This is a genomic window from Pseudomonas sp. Pse1 (genome assembly GCF_024519635.1).
GTDB lineage: Bacteria > Pseudomonadota > Gammaproteobacteria > Pseudomonadales > Pseudomonadaceae > Aquipseudomonas.
In genome coordinates this window covers 53,806-76,461 of the sequence record NZ_JALJRO010000005.1, presented here as the reverse complement: position 1 = coordinate 76,461, position 22,656 = coordinate 53,806, and the positions used below count along the sequence as shown (strand labels likewise).

Genomic DNA, 22,656 nt, shown 5'->3' with positions numbered 1-22,656 from the left:
CCGCGCAATTAATGGCAAGTGGCTATCTAGCAAGATCCCAGACCCAACTGCATCAACGCCAACCCACCCTGATGCCAGCCCCACCAGACCAGCGCCAGGAGCAGAGCGCCAGCGGCCACCGCCACCACTGACAGGCCAATACGGCTCACACGGCACCCGCCTGGGCTTGCAGACGCGCCACCGGGCGTTCGCGCACAGGCCAGTTGAGGGCCGCGGCCAGCAGACTGAGAAGAATCGCCACTTGCCAGATCAAGTCATAGTTTCCTGTTCGGTCATACACCACGCCGCCCAACCAGCCACCGAGGAAAGAACCCAACTGATGGAAGAGGAAGACGATTCCTCCCAGCATAGAGAGATTTCTGACGCCGAACAGCGTAGCGACCGTACCGTTGGTCAATGGCACCGTGGACAGCCAGAGAAAGCCCATGGCCATGCCGAACAAATAGGCGCTGGTTTGTGTCACCGGCAGCCACAGGAACAGTCCGATCACCACCGCTCGCAACAGGTACAGAGCCGTCAACAAACGCGGCTTGGACATGCGTCCACCGAGCCAGCCTGCGGTGTAGGTGCCGAAAATGTTGAACAAACCGATCAACGCCAGCACCGTGGTGCCGACGGTGGGCGGCAAGTGCTGGTCCACCAGATAAGCCGGTAGATGCACACCAATGAACACCACCTGGAACCCGCACACAAAAAACCCGAACGCCAGCAGCCAAAAACCAGAGTGGGAACAGGCCTCGCGCAACGCCTCACCCAGCGTTTGCTCATGTCCAGAGGTCGGCAGCGGGGTGTCCTTGAGCATGCTCACCAGCGGCACAATCATCGCCACCAACAGGCCCAGCACCAACAGCGCGCTGGACCAGCCAAGCCAGCCGATCAGGCCCAGGGTGCCCGGCAACATGGCGAACTGTCCGAAGGAGCCGGCAGCACTGGCAATGCCCATGGCCATGCTGCGCTTCTCCGGCGGTACGGCTCGCCCGACCACACCGAGGATCACCGAGAACGAGGTGCCGGAAAGACCGATACCGATCAACAGCCCGGCACTCAGCGACAAGGACAACGGTGAATCGGCCAGGCCCATGAACATCAAGCCGACCGCATAGAGAATGCCGCCCACCAGCACCACCTTGGCCGCACCAAAGCGATCGGCCAGCGCTCCGGTAAAGGGTTGCGCCAGACCCCAGATCAGGTTCTGCAAGGCAATGGCAAAGGCAAAGACTTCACGTCCCCAGCCAAACTGCGCGCTCATGGGCGGCAGGAAAAGGCCGAAGCCATGCCGGATACCGAGTGACAACGCCAGGATCAGCGCACTCCCGAGCAAGACCCATCCACTGGTACGCCACATCGATGTCATTTTTATTCTCCAGATGCGGGTACATACCCGCTTTAACTCGAAAAAACCCGCCTCAGGCGAGTTCGTCCAGCAAGGCCAGCAAGGTTGCGCGCTTCTCGGCGCCCAATTTATCGATCAAGCGTTGCTGCGCCGCTTCCCAGGCCGGCAACGCCGCGGCCAGGCGCTCATGCCCGGCTGGCGTCAGTTGCACGATGCGGTTGCGCTGATCCTCACCTTCATCCATGCGTACCAACCCCTCGCCTTCCAGCACCCGCAGGTTGCGCCCCAGCGTGCTGCGGTCCAGGCCCATGGCCTCGGCCAGCGTGGAAATGCTCGGCTGATCCAGGCGCTGCAAGTTGCACAGCAAAGAATACTGGGCAACGTTGATCCCGAAGCCATCAAGGGCGCCGTCGTAATACCTGCTGACGCCACGTGCGGCGCGACGCAGGTTGATACACAAACATTGAGAGGCAATCATGGTGCGTGTATATACCCGCGATTAATCCAAAGCAAGCATTGTCTGCAGTTACCGGCTTATTCAGTGCAACGCCAACACCACCAGTACAGTCATTTCCAGCAGTTCCAGCAACGCTCCGGCGGTGTCGCCGGTAGTACCACCCAGGCGTTGCAGCATCAGCCGGCGCAGGACAAAGAACGTCAACGACGCCATCATCAGCGCCAGCAACCCGCTCCAGCCACCCAACAACACGCAGGCCAGGGCACTGGCCAGCAACACCCAACCCGCAGACTGACGAGGCAAATGATCAGCCAGCGCCTGACCCAGACCTCCTGCCCGTACATACGGCGTATTGAGGAACAGGCCGAGCAGAGCCGCCCTCCCGAGGAGCGGTGCGAGAATCAAGCCGACCGTTGCCTGTTGCTCGATCAACGCCAGCAACGCGGTGAACTTGAGCAACAACACCAGCATCAGCGTGACCACCGCAATCGGTCCGCTGCGTGGGTCCTTCATGATGGTCAGGGTGCGTTCGCGGTCGCCAAAACCGCCAAGCCAGGCATCCGCGCTGTCCGCCAGGCCATCCAGGTGCAAGCCGCCGCTGAGCATCACCCAGGCCGTCAGCAGCAGGGCCGCGTGCAGCCAAACGGGACTGCCCGCCAGCAAAGCGTTCAGCGCCCACAACAACCCACCGAACAGCAGGCCCACCAGCGGGTAGAACAGCAGCGATCGGCCCATCTGCTCAGGCGCAGGCATGCCAGGCAGACGAATCGGCAGACTGCTGAGAAATTGCAGGGCGATCCACAAGGGCAGCAGGTTCACGACATTTCCCGCAGCAGACCCGCGCCGGCGACGCTCAAGGAGAAAAAGCCTCCATGGGCGACTTCGACATTCAATAGCTGTTCGCGGGGCAAGCCACGGGCCCTGGCCAACAGCAGGCGCATGACTCCGCCATGGCTGACCAGCAACACCCGCTCGCCCGCGTGGGCCTGATGCAAACGCTCGACCGCTGCCAACACGCGCGCGGAGAAATCAATCACCGCCTCGCCCTGTGGCGGGGTGAAACTGTAGGGGTCAGCCCAGAATAAACCGAGCCCTTCCGCGTCGGTTTCCATCAACGCCGCTGCGCTCTGCCCTTCCCAAGCACCGAAATGCAGTTCCTGCAGGTCCTTTTCCAGACTGACCGGCACACCCAGGCGAAACGCCAGTTGCTCGGCAAACTGTGCACAACGTTGCAATGGCGAACTGATCACCCGGTCCCAAGGGCCGCGATCGATCAGCGCCGCGCTCATCTGCTGCCAGCCGGTGGCGGTCAGCGCGTCGTCGAGGCTGCCGCGCAGGCCGCCGCCCAATTCGGTTTCACCGTGGCGCAGCAGGTCCAGGTGCAAGGTCATGCGGGACGGTCGGCAACGGCCGCCTCGGCAAAGGTCGCCATTTGTCCGTGCAGGTCACAGGCCAGGCGCAACAACGGCACGGCCAGTGCCGCCCCGCTGCCCTCGCCCAGGCGCAGGCCAAGGTCGAGCAACGGCGTGGCCTGCAGGCTCTCCAGGAGATGGCGATGTCCTGGCTCCGCGCCGCGATGGCCGAACAGCATCCACTCACGGCTCGCCGGGTTCAGGCGCACCGCCACCAGCGCGGCGACGCTGCAGATAAAACCGTCCACCAGGATCGGCAAGCCTTGCTGGGCGCAGGCCAGGTACGCACCGACCAGTGCAGCGATCTCAAAGCCGCCAAGGTTGAACAGGGTCTGCAGTGGATCGCCACGCTGCGCACCATGCACGGCCAAGGCGCGCTCAATGACCTGCGCCTTGTGACTGACGCCGGCAGCATTCAAGCCGGTGCCCGGACCGGTTAGATGCGCCACCGGGCAGTCGAGCAAGGCGCACGCCAAGGCGCTGGCCGCCGTGGTATTGCCGATGCCCATCTCGCCACCGATAAATAACTGGGCGCCTGCTTCGATGGCCCGTAACACGCTGTCCCGACCAGCCTGCAGCGCCTGCTCGCCTTGGCTTGCGGTCATTGCCGGGCCCTGAACGAAGTTGGCCGTGCCGGCCCCCAGACGCAAGTGGCGCACACCCGGCAGGTCCAACGCAGGGTTCACCGTGCCCAGGTCGATCACTTCCAACTGCGCTCGCAGTTGCCGCGCCAACACGCTGATCGCTGCGCCGCCGCTGACAAAGTTGTGCAACATCTGCCCAGTGACCTCTTGCGGATAGGCCGAGACACCTTCGGCAACCACCCCGTGATCACCGGCAAAGATAGTGATCCACAGTTGCTCCAGGCTCGGTTTTACCCGCCCCTGCAACCCGGCCAGTCGCACCGCGAGGTTTTCCAGTTGGCCTAGCGAGCCAGCGGGTTTGGTCAGTTGCTGCTGCCGGGCGTTCGCCTGGGCAACAGCCTCGGCATCAACGGCCTTACAGGGATTCAGCCACCAGAAATCTGTCATAACGCACTACCTTTCAACGTCAGGGGCAAGCCGGCAACGGTCAATACGACACGCTGACAACGCTCGGCGAGGGCTTGATGCAGCCATCCGGCTTCATCGACATAACGGCGAGTCAATTCGCCCAGCGGCACGACACCCATACCGGTCTCGTTGCTGACTAACAGAACTTCACCCGGCAATGTCGCCAGGCACTCCAGCAAAGCTTCACGCTCCTGGGCCAGGCGCGCGGGATCATCGAGCATCAAAAGATTGGTCAACCACAGGGTCAGGCAATCCACCAGCAGGCAACGCTCGGCATTGGCGTTTTCGCGCAACACACGGGCCAGCTCCAGCGGTTCCTCGATCAAGCCCCATTCGACGGGACGGCGTTCACGGTGATGGGCCACGCGGGCATTCATTTCGCCATCCAGGGGTTGGCTGGTGGCGATATAGATCACTTCCAGGGCGCTGTTGCTGGCGAGCTTTTCGGCCAGGCGGCTTTTGCCGGAGCGGGCGCCGCCGAGGATTAGTTGGTGCATGAAGGCTTCCTGAAAAATGCCGTGAGGCTGAGAGCCTCATCCCGAGCAGTCAATTCAAATCCCACAGAGCTGACGCAACAATTCGGTATCCAGGTGTTTTTCCACCAGATCCGCCAGGCGTTCGATATCGCGTTCGCGCAAGCCGTGGTAATCGACCTCCTGCACATCCTGCAATCCGGCCCAGCGCAGCAGTGCACTGCACGCCGCCGCAGATTCGAACAGACCGTGCAGGTAAGTGCCCAGTACCTGCCCATCGGCACTCTGTGCGCCATCGCAACGCCCGTCATCCAGCAATACCGCCGCATTTTCCAACGCAGGGCCGCTGGTCACCCCGGCATGAATCTCGTAACCGCTGACCTCGGCATTTTCCAGCGCCAGCCGGCCACGCACGTTGCGCAGTTGCTTCTCTTGTTCGAGCACGGTTTCAAAGGCCAGCAACCCCAGGCCGGCGCTGGAGCCCGCCGCGCCCTCCAGGCCCAACGGGTCATGCACCTGCTCGCCCAGCATTTGCAGGCCGCCACAGATCCCCAGCACCTTGCCGCCGTAACGCAGATGCCGGGCAATGGCAGTGTCCCAGCCGTTGGCGCGCAGGTAACGCAGATCGCTGCGCACGCTTTTCGAGCCCGGCAGGATGATCAGATCAGCCGGCGGTATCGGCTGGCCGGGGCCAATAAACTGCAGGTTGACCTGAGGATGCAGGCGCAGCGGGTCGAAATCGGTGTGGTTGCTGATGCGCGGCAAGACCGGCACCAGCACATTGAGCACCTGCTCGGCCTTGTCGGTCTGGCGCTGGTCGATGCCGTCTTCGGCTTCCAGGTGCAGGTCCATGACATAGGGCAGGACGCCAACCACCGGTTTGCCGGTGCGCGCCTCGAGCCAGTCCAGGCCCGGTTGCAGCAGTGCGATATCACCGCGAAAGCGATTGATGATGAAGCCCCTGACCCGAGCCTGTTCGCTGGCCGAGAGCAACTCCAGGGTACCGACCAGATGGGCGAACACACCGCCGCGATTGATATCGGCGATCAGCAGCACCGGGCAATCCACCGCCTCGGCGAAGCCCATGTTGGCGATGTCGCCAGCGCGCAGATTGATCTCCGCCGGTGAGCCGGCACCTTCGACCATGACCACCGGGTACGTCGCGCTCAGGCGTTGATGAGAAGCCAGCACTGCCTGCATCGCGATCGCTTTGTAGTCGTGATAGGCGACGGCGTTCATCGTGGTGACGGCGCGACCGTGGATGATCACCTGCGCACCGGTGTCACTGTTGGGCTTGAGCAGCACCGGGTTCATATCGGTGTGCGGCTCGAGGTGCGCGGCCTGGGCCTGAACCGCCTGGGCCCGGCCGATCTCGCCGCCATCGGCAGTGACGGCACTGTTGAGCGCCATGTTCTGCGGCTTGAATGGCACCACCGCAACGCCCTGGCGCGTCACCCAGCGACACAGCGCCGTCACCAGGGTGCTCTTGCCGGCATCGGACGTAGTGCCCTGCACCATCAATGTAGTCATGAGGCTTCCTTGGCGTAGGCAACAAAGGCGCGTTCGAGGCGCAGCCAGTCATTTTCGTCAGCCGGCAGGCCAAAACGTACGCTGCTGTTGTGACTGAACAGGCGCAGCAAGATGCCTTGCCGTGCTATGAATTCGTACAGGTGCTCGGCGCGCTCGGTGATCAGCCACTGGAACAACGCGCAACCACCGTGGGGCTTGAAGCCATGCCGTTCGAGGAGTTCGACCAGACGCAGGCTGGCCGCCTCGCTGCGCAGGCGTTGCTGCTGATGCCCTTCGGTATCGCGCAGGCAAGCCTGGCCAAGCACCCGCGTCGGCCCACTGACCGCCCAGGGGCCGACCTGTTCGGCGAGCAACTTGAGCAATTTGCGTTCCGCCAGGACAAAACCCAGGCGCACGCCCGCCAGGCCGAAAAACTTGCCGAAAGAGCGCAACACGATCAGCCCGACCTGGTTGGCAAAGGCCGCCAGGCTCAGGTGCGGGGTGTTGTCCATGAAGGCTTCATCGACCACCAGCCAGCCACCGCGCTGGGCCAACCGCGCATGCCAATCAAGCAAGCGCTCCGGGGTCAGGCTCAAGCCTGTGGGATTGTTTGGATTGACCACCACCAGCACGTCGAGCTTATCGAGGTAGAAGTCCACCTCCTGCTCCACCACTTCGCGCACGATGTAACCGTTGCGCCGCCAGGCCTCGGCGTGTTCGGCATAACAGGGAGAAAGCACGCCGACTTTGCCGGCACGGCGCAAGCGCGGCAGCAACTGGATGGCCATTTGCGAACCGGCGACCGGCAGCACCTGGCTGGCGCCGTAGTACTCGCGCGCGGCCTGCTCCAGGCCGTCTTCGGTTTCCGGCAAGCGTGCCCAGGCTCGCGGTGCGATTTCCGGGATCGCCCACGGCCACGGCGCCAGGCCACTGGAGAGGTCGAGCCAGTCGGCTTCAGCAATGCCATAGTGCAAGGCCGCCTTGCGCAGGCGGCCACCGTGCTCAAGCATAGAACTCGGCTCCCACACAGAGAATCAGCAACCATAACCACACCCCGCGCTGGACCAGTTGCCAGCCACGGTCGATCGAGTCGGCATCCGCCGGCACACCCTCGCCCAGTTGCGGACGCTGATGCAGCTCGCCGTGATAGATCGCCGCCCCACCCAACTCCACACCCAGTGCCCCCGCACCGGCAGCCATGACCGGCCCGGCATTGGGACTGTCCCAGGTCGGCCCCTGAGTCCGCCAGCACTTGAGCGCCAGACGGGTTTTGCCCAACACCGCGTAAGTCAGGGCCACCAGCCGCGCCGGAACATAGTTCAGCACATCGTCGATTTTTGCCGCCGCCCAGCCAAAACGCTCGAAACGTTCATTACGATAGCCCCACATCGCATCAAGGGTATTGCTCAGGCGATAAAGCACCACACCCGGCGCACCGGCCACGGCAAACCAGAACAACGCCGCAAATACTGCGTCGCTACCGTTCTCCAACACCGACTCAGTCGCCGCCCGGGCAACTTCGGTAGAGTCCAGTTCGCTGGTCTGGCGACTGACCAGATAACCGACGCGGTGGCGGGCTTCGTCCAGGTCGTTGCTGCGCAAGGCACGGGCCACCGGTTCGACATGCTCGCCGAGACTGCGCAGGCCAAGCGCGCAATACAACGCGAGAATTTCCACCAGCCAGCCGATATAGGGCAACCAGGACAAGGCCGTGGCCAGCAGGGTCAAAGGCACGACCACGATCACCCAGGCAGTGACGCCATGACTGCGCCAGCCGCGACCGGCGGCATTGAAGCGCTGCTCGACCCGATCGGCAAAGCGGCCGAACGCTACCAGCGGATGCCAGCGTTTCGGCTCGCCCAGTAACGCGTCCAGCGCAACGGCGGCGACACTCAGCAACGCCACACTCATTGACTCACTCCCCAGCTATTTTCATACAGCAGTTCGCTTAGCGGACGCGGCTGCGCCCAGCCCTCCAGCGCCAGCATCGGCGCTGAATAGAATTCGTTGACCGGTCCCAGGCACAACACCGCCAGCGGCTTGGCCCCCGCCGGCAAGCCGAGCAATTCGGCCAGCGCTTGTGGCTCGAACAACGACACCCAACCCATGCCCAGACCTTCGGCACGAGAAGCCAACCAAAGGTTCTGGATGGCACAGGACAGCGACGCCATGTCCATTTCCGGCAAGGTCCGGCGGCCAAAAATGTGCCGCTCACGGTCATCCATCAAGGCCGCGACCAGCACTTCGGCGCAGTCGTTGATGCCTTCGACCTTGAGTTTCATGAATTCGTCGGAGCGCTCACCCAGCGCCTCGGCGGTGCGCATCCGCTCTTCTTCCACCAGATTCTGGATCTGCCGGCGCAAATCCCGGTCACTGATGCGGATAAACCGCCAGGGCTGCATCAGACCGACGCTCGGCGCCTGATGCGCTGCTTCGAGCAGGCGCCGCAACAGCTCCGGCGCGACGGTGCCGCCGCTGAAATGGCGCATATCGCGGCGCTCGGCTATGGCCCGATAGACCGCCTGGCGTTCCGCTTCGGAAAACGCGTTGATGCTCATGAGTGGTTCGCTGTAGGCGCGAGCAACGCGGCGATCGCTGACGGATTTGAGGGGAAGTAAAAGTGTACGTAGGATGCGGTCATCCGCCCTTCACGGTAGACCGCTTCGGCACCACGCCCACCATTCGGGCTCAGGCCACGGGCAATCGGTTCAAGCGAGGTGCTGGTCAGCGAGTGGTGATAGGTATGCCCGCGCAACGCGCCCTCCGGCAACTCCACGGCTTGCAATGCCAGCGCGGCCAGACGCTTTTGCATCACCGCGTCACCGCTGAGCAAGCCGACCAGTTCGGCGCGTACGCCCTCAACGTCGGTCAGCGAGTCAAGCAGGTAAAGCATGCCGCCACACTCGGCGAGCAAGGGTTTGCCAGCGTCATGGTGAGCGCGGATAGCAGCGAGCATTGCGCTGTTTTGCGCCAGTGCCTCGTGGTGCAATTCCGGATAGCCACCGGGCAGATACAGGCTGTCCGCCTCAGGCAATTGCTGGTCACGAATCGGCGAGAAGAAACACAACTCGGCGCCCATCGCCCGCAACAGGTCGAGGCTCGCGCCATAGGTGAAGGCAAAGGCTTCGTCGCGGGCTACGGCGATGCGCACCCCGGCCAACAGCGGCTCGGCGGGGATCACTTCGGGCGCGGCAAAGGTCACGGCGGGCGGCAATGCCACCTCGCAACTGCTGGCCAGGGCGTCTGCCGCCGCATCAAGACGCAGATCGAGATCATTCAGTTCGCTGGCCTGCACCAGCCCGAGGTGACGGCTCGGCAGTTCGATGCCGGTCTCGCGGGATAACGCGCCATACCAGCGCAAGCCCTCCGTCAAGCTGCCTTCGAGCAACTGCGCGTGACGCAAGGTGCCGACCCGGTTGGCCAGGACCCCGGCAAACGGCAGGTCCGGCTGATAGCGCGCCAGACCCAGGGCCAAAGCGCCAAAGGTCTGGGCCATGGCCGTGCCATCGATGACCCCCAGCACTGGCACCCCAAAGTGCCGGGCCAGGTCGGCGCTGGACGGGGTGCCATCAAACAGCCCCATAACCCCTTCGATCAGGATCAGATCCGCGTCCAGGGCCGCTTCCCACAACAGGCGTCGACTTTCCTGCTCGCCGACCATCCACATGTCCAGTTGGTACACGGGATTGCCGCTGGCGCGCTCGAGAATCATTGGATCGAGAAAATCCGGGCCGCACTTGAACACCCGGACCTTGCGTCCCTGATTGCGATGCAGGCGTGCCAGGGCGGCGGTGACGGTGGTTTTGCCCTGACCGGACGCCGGCGCGGCAATCAGTACGGCGGGGCAATGACGAGGGTTATTCATGAACAGTGGCTCACAGCTCGACACCTTTTTGCGCCTTGATCCCGGCCTGGAATGCATGTTTGATCATGCCCATCTCGGTGACGGTGTCCGCCAGCTCGATCATTTCCGGCTTGGCGCCGCGACCGGTAACCAGCACGTGCTGCATCGGCGGACGGGCCTGCAGGTCGCTGAGCACCTGATCAAGATCCAGATAGCCGTGTTTGAGAGCAATGTTCAGCTCATCCAGCACCACCAGGCCGATGGCCGGGTCGCGCAGCAGCTCGCGGGACACGGCCCAGGCGGCTTCGGCGGCAGCGATGTCACGCTGGCGATCCTGGGTTTCCCAGGTGAACCCTTCGCCCATCACATGAAACCGCACCTGTTCCGGGAATCGCCGAAAGAACAGCTCCTCACCGGTGCTGTTGCGGCCCTTGATGAACTGCACGACGCCGCACTGCATGCCGTGGCCCATGGCCCGTGCAAGCATCCCGAACGCCGAACTGCTCTTGCCTTTGCCATTGCCGGTCAGGACCAGCAGCAGCCCGCATTCGTTGGGCGAGTTGGCTATGCGCTCGTCGATCACCGCTTTTTTGCGCAGCATGCGCGCCAGGTGACGTTCGTCGCGTTCGGGGGAATCAGTCATGGGGGAGCTCTCCGTTGAGGCTGGATAACGGCGGGCAGGCATGGAAATAGACGGCAAGAAGCCTGGCATCGCCCACCGTGATGCCGCTGGATGGATCAGGCCGGTCTCCGGGCTCATGAGCGGCCATTGGCCGGGCGCTGCGCCTTCCCATGTCGCGCTCGACACAGTGGCTGATGGCAGCACTTTTACTCATTTACCGTTGCGGGGGCAGCGCCGGGATCGTCGCCCGTTCTGTAGCAGAACGCGCCCTCACCGGCTTCCCTGTTTCACTCGATCGACCCACGAGTCACCGAGCACCTGAAACAAGTCGCGAAGGTTAGTGGGTTGGGGGTGGAGCGTCAATTAAAGGAAGCCGCTCTCTGACCGATTGAACCTTCGGCGGCGCGCCATCCTCTACCCCTCATGTGCGGTTATGAATGGGAGATCGGCATGCAAACGTCCCGCCTGACAGTTGTCCTCACACTGGCCGCAGTCCTGGTCGCCTGCGGCGAAACCGCGGTATTAAAAGTCGCCGAGGGCACTGGCCCCTCCCCCGAGTTGCCGGCACCGAACAAAACCTTGCTGCCCACCGTCAACATCGCCCCGGCCGTGGGCTGGAGCGATGGCGCCAAACCGACCGCAGCCCCCGGCACCCAGGTCGCGGCCTTCGCCGAAGGCCTCGACCATCCGCGCTGGCTGTACGTGCTACCCAATGGCGATGTGCTGGTGGCCGAAACCAACGCGCCGCCCAAACCAGACGACAGCAAAGGCCTGCGCGGCTGGGTCATGAAGAGAGTCATGGGCCGTGCCGGCGCCACGGTGCCCAGCGCCAACCGCATCACCCTGCTGCGTGACAGCAACCACGATGGCGTCGCCGAGACAAAAACCACCTTTATCGAAAACCTCAACTCGCCGTTCGGCATGACCCTGGTGGGCAATGACTTATACGTGGCCGATACCGACCGGCTGCTGCGCTTCAACTACGTCGAAGGTGAAACCACGATCAGCTCGAAACCGATGAAAGTCATCGACCTGCCAGGCGGCCCCCTCAATCACCACTGGACCAAAAATGTGATCGCCAGCGCCGACGGCAGCAAGCTCTACGTCACCGTGGGTTCCAACAGCAATGTCGGTGAGAACGGTCTGGACCAGGAACAGGGTCGCGCGGCGATCTGGGAGGTGGATCGGGCCACCGGCAATCACCGGATTTTTGCGTCCGGCCTGCGCAACCCCAACGGCATGGCCTGGGAACCAAACAGCAAAGCACTGTGGACGGCGGTGAATGAACGGGACGAGATCGGCAGCGACCTGGTGCCGGACTACATCACCTCGGTCAAGGACGGCGGTTTCTATGGCTGGCCGTTCAGCTATTACGGACAGCACGTCGATGCGCGGGTCAGCCCGCAGGATCCGGCCCTGGTCGCCAAAGCCATTGCCCCGGACTACGCCGTAGGCCCGCACACGGCTTCGCTGGGCCTGACCTTTGCCGAGGGCAGCAAGTTGCCAGCACCTTTTACCGAGGGTGCGTTCATTGGCCAGCATGGCTCATGGAATCGAGACCCCCACAGCGGCTACAAAGTGATTTTCGTGCCCTTTCACAACGGCAAACCCTCTGGCGTGCCAGTGGATGTCCTGTCTGGATTTCTGAACAAGGATGAAGAGGCAATGGGACGGCCGGTAGGCGTGGTGATCGATCAACAGGGTAGCCTGCTGGTGGCCGATGACGTGGGCAACAAGGTCTGGCGAGTGTCCGCTACACGCTAATGTCAGCGCTTGCGGCACAGCGTCAGGCCATCACCCAGTGGCAGCAACGACAGATCAACCCGCACATCATCCTTCAGCGCCCGATTCAAGGCCTGGATGGCGCGAGTATCTTCGCTTTGCGGATTGCTCTCCAGCACTCGCCCACTCCACAGGGTGTTATCGAACACCGCCAGCCCACCGGTGCGCAGCAAACGCAGGGCATGCTCCAGATAGGCCGGGTAATTGGCCTTGTCCGCGTCGATGAACATCAGGTCGAAGCATTCGCCCTGCCCCTCCCGCTCAAGTTCGGCCAAGGTCTGCAAGGCAGGCGCCAGACGCAGCTCGATGCGCTCGCTGAGACCGGCCTCCTGCCAATAACGGCGAGCAGTGGCGTTGTAGTCGCCGGGGATATCGCAGCAGATCAGCCGGCCATCCTCGGGCAGCGCCGCCGCCATACACATCGCGCTGTAGCCGGTGAAGGTCCCCACCTCGAGTACGCGCCGGGCACCCGTGAGCTTGATGAGCAAGGCGAGAAACTGCCCCTGTTCGGGCGCCACCTGCCAGCGCGCCATCGGCAGGGCCTGGGTTTCGTCACGCAAACGGCGCAGCAGCGGCGTTTCACGCAGCGAAACATCCAGCAGGTAGTGATAGAGGGCGTCGTCGAGGTTAAGCGTTCGTGCGGTCATGACCACCTCCGCCTACCCGGAAATTGACTAGGGATTGCGCGCCAGGTGCTCAGGCTGCAACACGCGCTTGGCACTCAGGTAGGCCCGTTGCCAATACGCCTTGGACAGACTGTCGAGCTTGACCGTTCCGCCCGTCGCAGGCGCATGCACAAAGCGCCCCTCACCCACGTAGATTCCGGCATGACTGACCTGGGAACCGCCGTTGGTGGCGAAGAAAATCACATCGCCGGTCTGCAGTGAATCCTTGCCGACACTCGGGGCCTGCATGCCGATCATTTCGCTGGTGGTACGTGGCAGGGAAATGCCCGCCGCATCGCGATAGACATAGCCAATCAGGCCACTGCAATCGAAGCCCGAATCCGGTGTGTTACCGCCCCAGCGATAAGGCGTGCCAACCAGGCCAAGGGCCCGAAACAGCACGTCGTCAGCGACAGGAGAAAAGGTTTGGGTGGGGGCGAAAACCGGCGCGCGAACCACTTTTGCAGGAGGTGGCGTGCGGCTGGCGCAAGCGCTGAGCAGCGCGGCGCAGACAATCAGTGCTAGGCGGGCCGACTTCGTCATCACAGAACATCCTGAACTGGCTGCGGCTTTCTCTGCCGGGAGGCTGAAAACAAAACCGCGTAAGCAGGGCTTACGCGGTTAGTTTTTAACAATAGATCAGAATTCTAGCGGCTACGCGTCAAACTTCAAGTAAGACTTTAAGTTTGCACCACAAAAAGAAGGGGTATTACCGAGGGAGATCGCTTTGTTGGACTGTGGGCGCTCTAACACAGGGGTTACAGCGCCTTTGTCCGCCAGCTTATTTGCGCGCGGTGACCGTAGTCGGAGCCATCGCCAGGGCACGCTTGGCTTCGATGAAGGTCTTGCTCCAGTAGCTGTCGCCCAGGCTATCGACCCGAACACCGCCACTGCGGCTGCTGCTGGAGTGAATGAACTGATTGTCGCCCAGGTAGATCCCGGCGTGACTGACACGACCGCGACGACCATTGGTGGCGAAGAACAGCAGATCACCCGGTTCCAGCTTGCTGCGAGAAACCAGCGGTGCGTCTACGTTGATCATTTCGCGAGTGGAGCGCGGCAGGTTCATGCCAGCTTCTTCGCGAAACAGGTAGCCGATGAAACCGCTGCAATCGAAGCCAGCTTCAGAGGTACCGCCGAAACGGTAGCGGGTACCGATCAGGGACATGCCACGTTCGAGGATGCTGTCGGCCAGGACCGGCATTTGATAAGGCTTGCTGCCCGCGAAATCGGCGAGCTCTTTTTCGGTTGCCAGTTCTTCCTGATAAAGAGCGGAAGACTGGGCGGTAGCCGAGTTTTTAGCCTGTTGCTGTTGGATATCCTGCTGGGACACTGGAGAGTGCGCAGCGCAACCAAACAACAGGGTGACGAGTGCGAGAGGCACGAGGGGTGCGAAGCGCTTTAGCATGGGCACGACCGTGGCTGAATGTGTAAAGAAGCCGAGACTATGCCTTCTATCATCCTCATTTGCAAATTCAATCGATTTAAATGTGACTTTGCCGTTTTGCCCTGACATCTAAGCGCTTAAGCCCATTTAATTTCCACGCGCGCTGCGAGGCCTCTCCGCCAGCGAGATTTTTGGCGCCTGGAATATGCCGAAACGCTCTGCAGGCCGCGGTTTTACCAGCCCAGGGTTTCTTTGAGGAAAGGAATTGTCAGCTTGCGCTGCGCTTGCAGGGAAGCCTGATCGAGCTGCTCGAGCAGTTCGAACAGCGCACTCATGCTGCGGGTACCGCGAGTCAGAATAAAATGCCCGACCTCATCAGTCAGATGCAGGCCGCGACGCGATGCGCGCAACTGCAACGCGCGCAACTTGTCCTCATCGGACAGCGGGCGCATCTGGAAAATCAGCGCCAGGGTCAGGCGCGATTTGAGGTCGGCCAGCTTGACCGGCAATTCGCGGGGCGACGTGGACGCCGCGATCAACAGGCGACGGCCGCTGTCTCGCAGGCGATTGAACAGATGAAACAGCGCCTCTTCCCAGTCAGCCCGACCGGCGACGGCTTGCAGGTCGTCCAGGCATACCAGTTCGTATTGCTCGAGGTTGTCGAGAATTTCCGTACCGCGATCGAGCAACTCGGCCAAAGGCAGGTAGACCGCCGGTTCGCCCAACTGCTCAAAGCGCAGGCACGCGGCCTGCAACAGATGGGTACGCCCTACGCCGTCCTTGCCCCACAGATAAATAAGGCTTTCAGTCCAGCCGGCGTCGGCTTCGCACAGGCGTTCGACATAGCCGAGTGCAGCGGCGTTGGCGCCAGGGTAGTAGTTGATAAAGGTAGCGTCATCACGCAGACGCACACCTAGGGGCAGCTGAATCGGTTTCATGCTGACTGAACAGTTCCTGAGGAACCGTTAGTGGCCTCTGTGTAAAGTTTGCAAAGTTTATACCCGTGACGCGAGCGGCACAATGCGATAGACCACAAGCAAAATCAAAGGTTTGCGTTAACCTGGCGCCCCGCCGTCAACGCAGGCCGCCCGTACGCACGATTAACTGTACCTATAACTCCGGGTCGTCGGCACCACTGTACATCTGCGAATCCTTGTACAGATCCTTCAAATGACGCACCAGCACCATGATGACCGCCGCCAGCGGCAACGCCAGCAGCACCCCGGTAAAGCCGAACAGTTCGCCGCCGGCGAGGATCGCGAAGATCACCGCCACCGGATGCAGGCCAATCCGGTCGCCCACCAGCAACGGCGTCAGGACCATACCTTCAAGGGCCTGACCGACCATGAATACCGCGACAATCCCGACCATGGGGTACAGGTCACCGCCGAACTGGAACAATCCGGCAATCAACGCCGCACCGATGCCAATGACGAAGCCCATGTACGGCACGATGGCCGCCAGGCCGGCGATCAAGCCGATCAACAGACCCAGCTCAAGCCCCACCAGCATCAGGCCGGCGGCATAGATCACCCCCAGCGCCAGCATCACCAGCAACTGCCCGCGCACGAATGCCCCCAACACCTCATGACATTCGCCCGCCAGCGAGACGATCCGTTCTTCGTTATCACGCGGCAACAGACTGCGAATCTTCGCCATCATCAGATCCCAGTCACGCAGCAGGTAGAAGCTCACTACCGGGATCAGCACCAGGTTCGCCAGAAACCCGATCAAGGCCAGGCCGGAGGCCGTCGCCTGGCTCAGCACCACGCCGACGATGTCGGTGGTCTGGCCCATGTGCTCGCTGATGGCGGCCTTGACCTTGTCGAACTTCCAGAAGCCATCATTGAGGCCGAGCTTGGCCTGGACCCAGGGCATGGCCGCGTGCTGCAGCCAGTCGAGCATCTGTGGTGCCAGCTCATACAAGCGCAACAACTGCTTGGCGAGCATCGGCACCAGCACCAGCAACATCGCCATGACAATCAAGGTGAACAGCGCAAATACCGCGACTACCCCCCAGGTGCGTGACAGCCCGTATTTTTCCAGGCGATCGACCAGCGGATCGAACAGGTACGCCAGACCCAACGCCACCAGAAAGGGTGTGAGGATCGGGTGCAGCAGGTAAATGAACACGCACAGCAGGACGACCACACCCAGCCAAACCCAACGCCGCGAATCGACCATGAACCACTCCATTGCTTCTATATAAGGAAAGAACGTTTACCAGCGAAAATTCAATTGCGCCTGCGGTGCTGCCGCCGGAGCTTGAGATGCGCCATCCGCAGCCGGGGCAACGGGCGCGGGTGCCGACGCGGGCACTTCCTGCAAGTGCGCCAGGCCCAACTGGGCACGCAACTGTTCACTGCTGCCGTTGACCCGGTAGACAATCCGGTCGCCCACTACCCGCTGCAAACGCGCGCTAAAAGGCTCGAGCAAACGCCCCAGGGCGGCATAGCGCTCAAGGTTCATGCCCTGCACTTCGAGCAACTGTTCGCTGGCCACGCCTTGTTTGGCGGCAAAACGTGGCGCCAGGCGCTCGCTCACCGCGAGCAATACGGCATCGGCCAACGCCGCGCTGTCGGCACCCTGGGCGGTGCCCTGCTCGCGCTGATCACCCAGCCACAAGTGCCACTTGGCCTGCCATTGCCCACCTTCCTCACGGGCATGCACCGCCAGCAGACCGTCGGCTCCATAGCGCTGCGAAGCATCGCGCAACGGCGCCGGGTCGTTACCTTCGAGATTCGGCGCGGTAGCCACCAATTGCTCGCTCAAATCCGCCAACGGCAAGCGCAGCGGCAAGCCACGATGCTGCGCGGCACGGCGCAACGGCTCGGCGCTGGACTGGGCATCGCCAACCAGGCTCGAGCCTTCACTCGAATCATTGAGCCACCATCCTAGAATCGACGGCCGATTGGCACCCCACAGAGCCAGACCGGCCTGACGCAGCGCGCGATCGGTACTGGCCGGGTCGAATTCGACCTGCAGGCTTTCCGGAGGCCCGGCGTCGTAGCCGTATTGACTGATGATCTGCTGGGGATCCTTGCGAATCGCGGCCAGTGCGGGACTTTGCGCGGCCTTGGCATCGCCCGTCAGACGCAGGACCAAAGTATCGAGCGCCCGTTGCGTGGCCTGGTCACGTTCTTGCGGCGCCTGGCTACTCACCGGCTCACGCACCTGATAGAGACCTTTTACGGTTTCGGCCTGACTGGCCAGACTGAGGACTGACAAACAACCGGCAAACAGCAATTTACACAGACGCATGGAAGATTCCCGACGACAAAAAGCGGCTGGAACTGAACGCATGAACGCGCTTGAACAGGGCTGTGACCACAGCACCCGGCAAAACATTCACAGGCTCGGCAGAAGTTTTTCACCCCGTCATAACCATAGACGGTAAACGGCCCTACCTTATACAGGGACGCAGTCGCTCACCAGCGACGGTGTTTTTTGGCTTTTTTTGCGCGATATGTCCCTGCCCGTCGGCCCGAGGATGGCCGCTGCCCCTCAAGCCTGATAAAATCGCGCGCCTTCGCAGACCGGCAATGGCCGGGCACTCTGGATTTTTGCGCGGCCACCCCGCCAGGACTCATTCAGCGTTCCCGCCAGATCGGTCGTTACCCCTGAATCCCCCCTAAAGGCCTGGATCATGAGCAAGCAACCCTCCCTGAGCTACAAGGACGCCGGTGTAGACATCGACGCCGGTGAAGCATTGGTCGAACGCATCAAGAGCGTCGCCAAGCGCACTGCGCGCCCGGAAGTCATGGGCGGCCTGGGCGGTTTCGGCGCCCTCTGCGAAATCCCGGCCGGCTACAAGCAGCCTGTACTGGTTTCCGGCACTGACGGCGTCGGCACCAAGCTGCGTCTGGCGCTGAACCTGAACAAGCACGACAGCATCGGCATCGACCTGGTTGCCATGTGCGTCAACGACCTGGTGGTCTGCGGTGCCGAACCGCTGTTCTTCCTCGACTACTACGCCACCGGCAAGCTGAATGTCGACACCGCTGCCCAGGTGGTGACCGGTATCGGCGCAGGCTGCGAACTGTCCGGTTGCTCGCTGGTGGGCGGCGAAACCGCTGAAATGCCTGGCATGTACGAAGGCGAAGACTATGACCTGGCCGGTTTCTGCGTCGGCGTTGTAGAAAAAGCTGAAATCATCGATGGCTCGAAAGTGGCCGCCGGCGATGCCCTGCTCGCCCTGCCGTCTTCCGGCCCGCACTCCAACGGCTACTCGCTGATCCGCAAGATCATCGAAGTGTCGGGTGCTGACATCGAGAACATCCAGCTCGACGGCAAACCGCTGACCGACCTGCTGATGGCGCCAACCCGCATCTACGTCAAGCCGCTGCTCAAGCTGATCAAGGACACCGGTGCGGTCAAGGCCATGGCCCACATCACCGGTGGCGGCCTGCTCGACAACATCCCGCGCGTCCTGCCAAAAGGCGCCCAGGCTGTGGTTGACGTGGCCAGCTGGAACCGTCCAGCGGTGTTCGACTGGCTGCAAGAGAAAGGCAACGTTGACGAAACCGAAATGCACCGCGTGCTGAACTGCGGCGTCGGCATGGTCATCTGCGTTGCTCAGGAACACGTTGAAACCGCGCTGAACGTCCTGCGCGAAGCCGGCGAGCAGCCATGGGTCATCGGCCAGATCTCCACCGCTGCCGAAGGCGCGGCCCAGGTCGAACTGAAGAACCTCAAGGCGCACTGATGCAAGAGCCGATGTCGCAGACCTGTGATGTTGTGGTGCTGCTGTCCGGCACCGGCAGTAACTTGCAGGCTTTGATCGACGCACAGACTGCGGGCAACCCTGCCCGCATTCGTGCCGTGATCTCGAACCGCGCTGATGCCTACGGCCTGCAGCGCGCCCGGGATGCAGGTATCGACACCCGCACCCTGGATCACAAGGCGTTCGAAGGTCGCGAGGCCTTCGATGCCGCCTTGATCGAATTGATTGACGCTTTCCAGCCCAAGCTGGTGGTGCTGGCCGGCTTCATGCGCATCCTCAGCGCTGATTTCGTCCGCCACTATCAGGGCCGCCTGCTCAATATCCATCCTTCGCTGCTACCCAAATACAAAGGGTTACACACTCATCAGCGAGCGCTGGAGGCCGGCGACACTGAACACGGATGCAGCGTGCACTTCGTTACCGAGGAACTCGATGGCGGCCCACTGGTCGTACAGGCAGTAATACCGGTAGAGTTACACGATTCGCCGCAAAGTCTGGCGCAACGCGTACACGTACGCGAACACCAGATTTATCCGTTGGCCGTACGCTGGTTTGCCGAGGGCCGCCTGAGCCTTGGCGAAGAAGGTGCTTTACTGGATGGCCAGCTTCTTGGGGCCAGCGGTCACTTGATTCGTAACTAGGAGATTTTATGCGTCGCGCCCTGCTCTTCGCTTGTGCTCTGTTCGCCCTGCCGCTTGCGCAGGCCGCAGACCTTCAACCGTTCTCCGCCAGCTACACCGCCGACTGGAAGCAACTGCCCATGAGCGGCACCGCTGAACGCAGCCTGACCAAAGACGCCAACGGTGCCTGGAAGCTGCATTTCAAGGCATCGATGATGATTGCCAGCCTGACGGAAGAAAGCACCCTCAAGCTCGACAAGGACACCCTGCTTCCGCAGTCGTATCATTTTGAGCGCGGCGGCCTGGGCAAAGCCAAGAAGGTTGACCTGGATTTCGACTGGACCACCAAGATGGTCACCGGTACCGATCGCGGCGACCCGGTCAAGGTCCCGCTCAACACAGGCATGCTTGACAAGTCCACTTACCAGTTGGCCTTGCAGCGTGACGTGGCGGCTGGCAAGAAAAGCATGAGCTACCAGGTGGTCGAGGGTGAAGACAGCGACACCTACGACTTCCGCGTGCTGGGCGCCGAAAAGGTCAGCACCAAGGTCGGCACTATCGATGCAATCAAGGTCGAGCGTGTACGCCCTCCGGCCGAGAGTGGCAACAAGCGCATCACTGAAATGTGGTTCGCCAAGGATTGGGGCTACGTGCTCGTTGCCTTGCGCCAGGTGGAAACCGACGGCAAGGAGTACAACATCATGCTCCAGGACGGTAAGGTCGACGGTAAGGCGGTCAAAGGCCAATAAGCCTGAGCAATACTCGAAAAGCCTCGCGAATGCGGGGCTTTTTTTCGCCTCGAATTTGCCCGCAACGCCCTTGAAACCATGAAACAAATGTCATGAAACCTTTCGCCCTGCGACTGAATGTCGCGGCCTGCCTGGGCTGCAGGATTCTCTCAATTTCTGCAACAGACCGTTACCGATTCTGTGGATTTACTTAGCAAGCTATCAAAACATATAACAAAGGCCTGCACACGCCTTGCTGCAGATCAATTGAGATTGGAGCCAGCCGATGACTGTAAAAGTAACTGAACGCGATGATTCACATATGTCCCATGAAGCCGTAGCCGCCGGCATTCACATCTGGGATGTGCATCAGCAGGACCTGCTGGTGGGCATGTTCCACTCTGAAAGTGACGCCCACAGTTACAGGATCGAACTCGAAGCCCAGGAACAACAGCGAGCGACCCGCTCCGCCTGAGCACAGCATTGAAAACAACGAACCCCGCCAATTGGCGGGGTTCGTGTTTACAGCGCCTGACGGCTTACCACATCAGGTCATCAGGAATCTGATAGGCCGCGTACGGATCGTCCTCGGCAGTGACCTCTTCGACCTTCTCGTTCATCTGCACGATACGCTTGGGGTCGCGCTCCTGGATTTTCAGAGCGGCCTCGCGCGGGATGACTTCGTAGCCGCCAGCGTGATGCACGATCGCCAGGGAACCGCTGCTGAGCTTGTTGCGCATCAGGGTGTTGACCGACAGGCGCTTGACCTTCTTGTCATCGACGAAGTTGTAGTAGTCCTCGGTGGTCAGCTTCGGCAGGCGCGAAACTTCGATCAATTGCTTGATCTGCGCGGCACGGGCTTTCTGCTCGACCTTCTCCTGCTGCTGACGGTTGAGTTCCTGGTCGCGCTTGACCTTCTCGGCCATGGCTTCTTGCGCCTGGCGCTGCTGGGTGTCGTCCAGCTCGATCTGCCCCTTGTGGGCCAGGCGTTGCTGTTTCTGCTTCTCTTTGCCGACCTGCTTGGCCTGCTTCTGGTTGACCAGCCCTGCTTTGAGCAACTGGTCGCGAAGGGAAATGCTCATGTGCTTACTCACTTAGGCAACTGCTCAACCGCAGTTGGGCAAATTCTTTTCCTGGCGTTTGGCTTCACCCCAGAGGGTGTCCAACTCTTCGAGGGTGCAATCTTCCATGGGACGGCCGGTGTCGCGCAATGCCTGTTCGATAAATCGGAAACGTCGCTCGAATTTTCCGTTGGCTCCGCGCAACGCAGCTTCCGGATCGACCTTGAGATGGCGGGCCAGATTGACCACGGAAAACAACAGGTCACCGATCTCATCAGTGATGGCGATCGGGTCATTGTCGGCCATGGCTTCGAGCACTTCATCCAGCTCTTCACGGACCTTGTCGAGCACCGGCAACGCATCCGGCCAGTCGAAGCCGACCTGTCCGGCACGCTTCTGCAACTTGGCCGACCGCGACAGCGCCGGGAGGGCCGCTGGCACATCGTCGAGCAAAGACAGCTGCTCGGGCGCCGCGGATTGTTCCGCCCGCTCTTCGGCCTTGATCTCTTCCCAGCGCTGCTTGACCTGTTCTTCGCTCAGCCGTGGGACATCCAGCGGCGCGTACAGGTCACCGGTAGGAAATACATGGGGATGCCGGCGGACCAGTTTGCGGGTGATGCTGTCGACCACCCCGGCGAACTCGAAGCGCCCTTCTTCCCGCGCCAGCTGGCTGTAATACACCACCTGAAACAGCAGATCGCCCAACTCACCCTGCAGGTGATCGAAGTCACCGCGCTCGATGGCGTCGGCCACCTCATAGGCTTCTTCAAGGGTATGGGGAACGATGCTGGCGTAGGTTTGCTTGATGTCCCACGGGCAACCGTACTGCGGGTCGCGCAGGCGATTCATCAGGTGCAGCAGGTCTTGGAGTGTGTACATCAATCTCTCTCACTGCAAAATCCCTTGTGGGAGCGAGCCTGCTCGCGAAAGCGGTGTGTCAGACGCCATTGATGTCGGCTGACATACCCTCTTCGCGAGCGGGCTCGCT

At 61.7% G+C, this 22,656-nt stretch carries 26 protein-coding genes and 1 riboswitch; of the genes, 5 read left to right on the top strand and 21 right to left on the bottom strand.

The window, feature by feature from the left end; genetic code table 11:
• Positions 1-26: 26 nt before the first annotated feature.
• Genes NR126_RS09510 through cobO form a run of 13 tightly spaced genes read right to left on the bottom strand, consistent with a single transcriptional unit; the run spans position 27 to position 10,723 of the window.
• The gene (locus tag NR126_RS09510) at positions 27-149 is read right to left on the bottom strand and encodes a hypothetical protein (protein ID WP_256350834.1); all 123 of its coding nucleotides are present in this window, start codon (positions 147-149) and stop codon (positions 27-29) included.
• The gene (locus tag NR126_RS09505) at positions 146-1,354 is read right to left on the bottom strand and encodes an MFS transporter (RefSeq protein ID WP_372826143.1); all 1,209 of its coding nucleotides are present in this window, start codon (positions 1,352-1,354) and stop codon (positions 146-148) included. Before NR126_RS09505 ends, NR126_RS09510 begins: the two co-directional genes overlap by 4 nt.
• A 52-nt stretch (positions 1,355-1,406) precedes the next feature.
• The gene (locus tag NR126_RS09500) at positions 1,407-1,811 is read right to left on the bottom strand and encodes a MarR family winged helix-turn-helix transcriptional regulator (protein WP_027619991.1); all 405 of its coding nucleotides are present in this window, start codon (positions 1,809-1,811) and stop codon (positions 1,407-1,409) included.
• A gap of 60 nt (positions 1,812-1,871) precedes the next feature.
• Positions 1,872-2,603, bottom strand: coding sequence for an adenosylcobinamide-GDP ribazoletransferase (locus tag NR126_RS09495; protein ID WP_256830203.1), 732 nt, complete (start codon positions 2,601-2,603; stop codon positions 1,872-1,874).
• A 2-nt stretch (positions 2,604-2,605) separates the two neighbouring features.
• Positions 2,606-3,181 carry an alpha-ribazole phosphatase family protein gene (gene cobC, locus NR126_RS09490; protein ID WP_027619989.1) on the bottom strand — a complete coding sequence of 192 codons (576 nt, stop codon included), beginning with the start codon at positions 3,179-3,181 and terminating at the stop codon, positions 2,606-2,608.
• Positions 3,178-4,233 (bottom strand): nicotinate-nucleotide--dimethylbenzimidazole phosphoribosyltransferase, encoded by a 1,056-nt coding sequence (cobT, locus tag NR126_RS09485; RefSeq protein WP_256830087.1) that lies wholly within the window; start codon positions 4,231-4,233, stop codon positions 3,178-3,180. The genes cobC and cobT overlap by 4 nt, the downstream gene beginning before the upstream one ends.
• Positions 4,230-4,751, bottom strand: coding sequence for a bifunctional adenosylcobinamide kinase/adenosylcobinamide-phosphate guanylyltransferase (gene cobU, locus NR126_RS09480; RefSeq protein WP_256830086.1), 522 nt, complete (start codon positions 4,749-4,751; stop codon positions 4,230-4,232). The genes cobT and cobU overlap by 4 nt, the downstream gene beginning before the upstream one ends.
• Positions 4,752-4,805: 54 nt before the next feature.
• Positions 4,806-6,257, bottom strand: a complete 1,452-nt coding sequence (locus NR126_RS09475; RefSeq protein ID WP_027619986.1) for a cobyric acid synthase — start codon at positions 6,255-6,257, stop codon at positions 4,806-4,808.
• Positions 6,254-7,246: a threonine-phosphate decarboxylase CobD gene (gene cobD, locus NR126_RS09470; protein ID WP_256830084.1), complete on the bottom strand. Its 993-nt coding sequence runs from the start codon at positions 7,244-7,246 to the stop codon at positions 6,254-6,256. The genes NR126_RS09475 and cobD overlap by 4 nt, the downstream gene beginning before the upstream one ends.
• Complete coding sequence (gene cbiB / locus NR126_RS09465; protein ID WP_027619984.1) at positions 7,239-8,147, bottom strand: adenosylcobinamide-phosphate synthase CbiB; 909 nt, start codon at positions 8,145-8,147, stop codon at positions 7,239-7,241. The genes cobD and cbiB overlap by 8 nt, the downstream gene beginning before the upstream one ends.
• Entirely contained in the window at positions 8,144-8,794 is a 651-nt protein-coding gene (bluB, locus tag NR126_RS09460) for a 5,6-dimethylbenzimidazole synthase (protein WP_256830083.1), read from the bottom strand. The genes cbiB and bluB overlap by 4 nt, the downstream gene beginning before the upstream one ends.
• Positions 8,791-10,101, bottom strand: coding sequence for a cobyrinate a,c-diamide synthase (locus NR126_RS09455; protein ID WP_105753930.1), 1,311 nt, complete (start codon positions 10,099-10,101; stop codon positions 8,791-8,793). The genes bluB and NR126_RS09455 overlap by 4 nt, the downstream gene beginning before the upstream one ends.
• A gap of 10 nt (positions 10,102-10,111) precedes the next feature.
• Positions 10,112-10,723 (bottom strand): cob(I)yrinic acid a,c-diamide adenosyltransferase, encoded by a 612-nt coding sequence (gene cobO, locus NR126_RS09450; RefSeq protein ID WP_027619981.1) that lies wholly within the window; start codon positions 10,721-10,723, stop codon positions 10,112-10,114.
• Positions 10,724-10,803: 80 nt separating this feature from the next.
• Positions 10,804-11,039: riboswitch (cobalamin riboswitch) on the bottom strand.
• Positions 11,040-11,152: 113 nt separating this feature from the next.
• Here cobO and NR126_RS09445 point away from each other — a divergent pair.
• Complete coding sequence (locus NR126_RS09445) at positions 11,153-12,466, top strand: sorbosone dehydrogenase family protein (RefSeq protein ID WP_256830081.1); 1,314 nt, start codon at positions 11,153-11,155, stop codon at positions 12,464-12,466.
• A gap of 2 nt (positions 12,467-12,468) precedes the next feature.
• Here the strand turns inward: NR126_RS09445 and NR126_RS09440 are convergent, their stop codons facing one another.
• From NR126_RS09440 to NR126_RS09415, 6 genes are all read right to left on the bottom strand, one after another.
• Complete coding sequence (locus NR126_RS09440) at positions 12,469-13,131, bottom strand: class I SAM-dependent methyltransferase (RefSeq protein ID WP_105753818.1); 663 nt, start codon at positions 13,129-13,131, stop codon at positions 12,469-12,471.
• A gap of 27 nt (positions 13,132-13,158) precedes the next feature.
• Entirely contained in the window at positions 13,159-13,692 is a 534-nt protein-coding gene (locus NR126_RS09435; RefSeq protein ID WP_027619978.1) for a C40 family peptidase, read from the bottom strand.
• A 238-nt stretch (positions 13,693-13,930) separates the two neighbouring features.
• Complete coding sequence (locus NR126_RS09430) at positions 13,931-14,557, bottom strand: C40 family peptidase (protein WP_027619977.1); 627 nt, start codon at positions 14,555-14,557, stop codon at positions 13,931-13,933.
• 212 nt (positions 14,558-14,769) lie between these two features.
• On the bottom strand, positions 14,770-15,474 hold the full coding sequence (gene hda / locus NR126_RS09425; protein ID WP_027619976.1) for a DnaA regulatory inactivator Hda: 705 nt from the start codon (positions 15,472-15,474) through the stop codon (positions 14,770-14,772).
• Positions 15,475-15,646: 172 nt separating this feature from the next.
• Complete coding sequence (locus NR126_RS09420; RefSeq protein ID WP_027619975.1) at positions 15,647-16,720, bottom strand: AI-2E family transporter; 1,074 nt, start codon at positions 16,718-16,720, stop codon at positions 15,647-15,649.
• 36 nt (positions 16,721-16,756) lie between these two features.
• A complete protein-coding gene (locus NR126_RS09415) occupies positions 16,757-17,797 on the bottom strand; it encodes a DUF2066 domain-containing protein (protein WP_256830076.1) in 1,041 nt (346 codons plus the stop codon).
• A 385-nt stretch (positions 17,798-18,182) separates the two neighbouring features.
• On the opposite strand from NR126_RS09415, the gene purM reads away from it, so the two are divergent.
• The 4 genes from purM (at position 18,183) to NR126_RS09395 (ending at position 21,082) form a co-directional block, all read left to right on the top strand.
• Positions 18,183-19,241, top strand: a complete 1,059-nt coding sequence (purM, locus tag NR126_RS09410; RefSeq protein ID WP_027619973.1) for a phosphoribosylformylglycinamidine cyclo-ligase — start codon at positions 18,183-18,185, stop codon at positions 19,239-19,241.
• Between the two features lie 11 nt (positions 19,242-19,252).
• Positions 19,253-19,900, top strand: coding sequence for a phosphoribosylglycinamide formyltransferase (purN, locus tag NR126_RS09405; protein WP_027619972.1), 648 nt, complete (start codon positions 19,253-19,255; stop codon positions 19,898-19,900).
• 8 nt (positions 19,901-19,908) lie between these two features.
• A complete protein-coding gene (locus tag NR126_RS09400; protein ID WP_256830074.1) occupies positions 19,909-20,628 on the top strand; it encodes a DUF3108 domain-containing protein in 720 nt (239 codons plus the stop codon).
• Positions 20,629-20,893: 265 nt separating this feature from the next.
• A complete protein-coding gene (locus tag NR126_RS09395; protein ID WP_027619970.1) occupies positions 20,894-21,082 on the top strand; it encodes a hypothetical protein in 189 nt (62 codons plus the stop codon).
• Between the two features lie 64 nt (positions 21,083-21,146).
• Here NR126_RS09395 and NR126_RS09390 read toward each other — a convergent pair whose 3' ends face one another.
• Positions 21,147-21,689: a DUF2058 domain-containing protein gene (locus tag NR126_RS09390; RefSeq protein ID WP_027619969.1), complete on the bottom strand. Its 543-nt coding sequence runs from the start codon at positions 21,687-21,689 to the stop codon at positions 21,147-21,149.
• Positions 21,690-21,713: 24 nt separating this feature from the next.
• Positions 21,714-22,547 carry a nucleoside triphosphate pyrophosphohydrolase gene (mazG, locus tag NR126_RS09385; protein WP_027619968.1) on the bottom strand — a complete coding sequence of 278 codons (834 nt, stop codon included), beginning with the start codon at positions 22,545-22,547 and terminating at the stop codon, positions 21,714-21,716.
• Between the last annotated feature and the right edge of the window lie 109 nt (positions 22,548-22,656).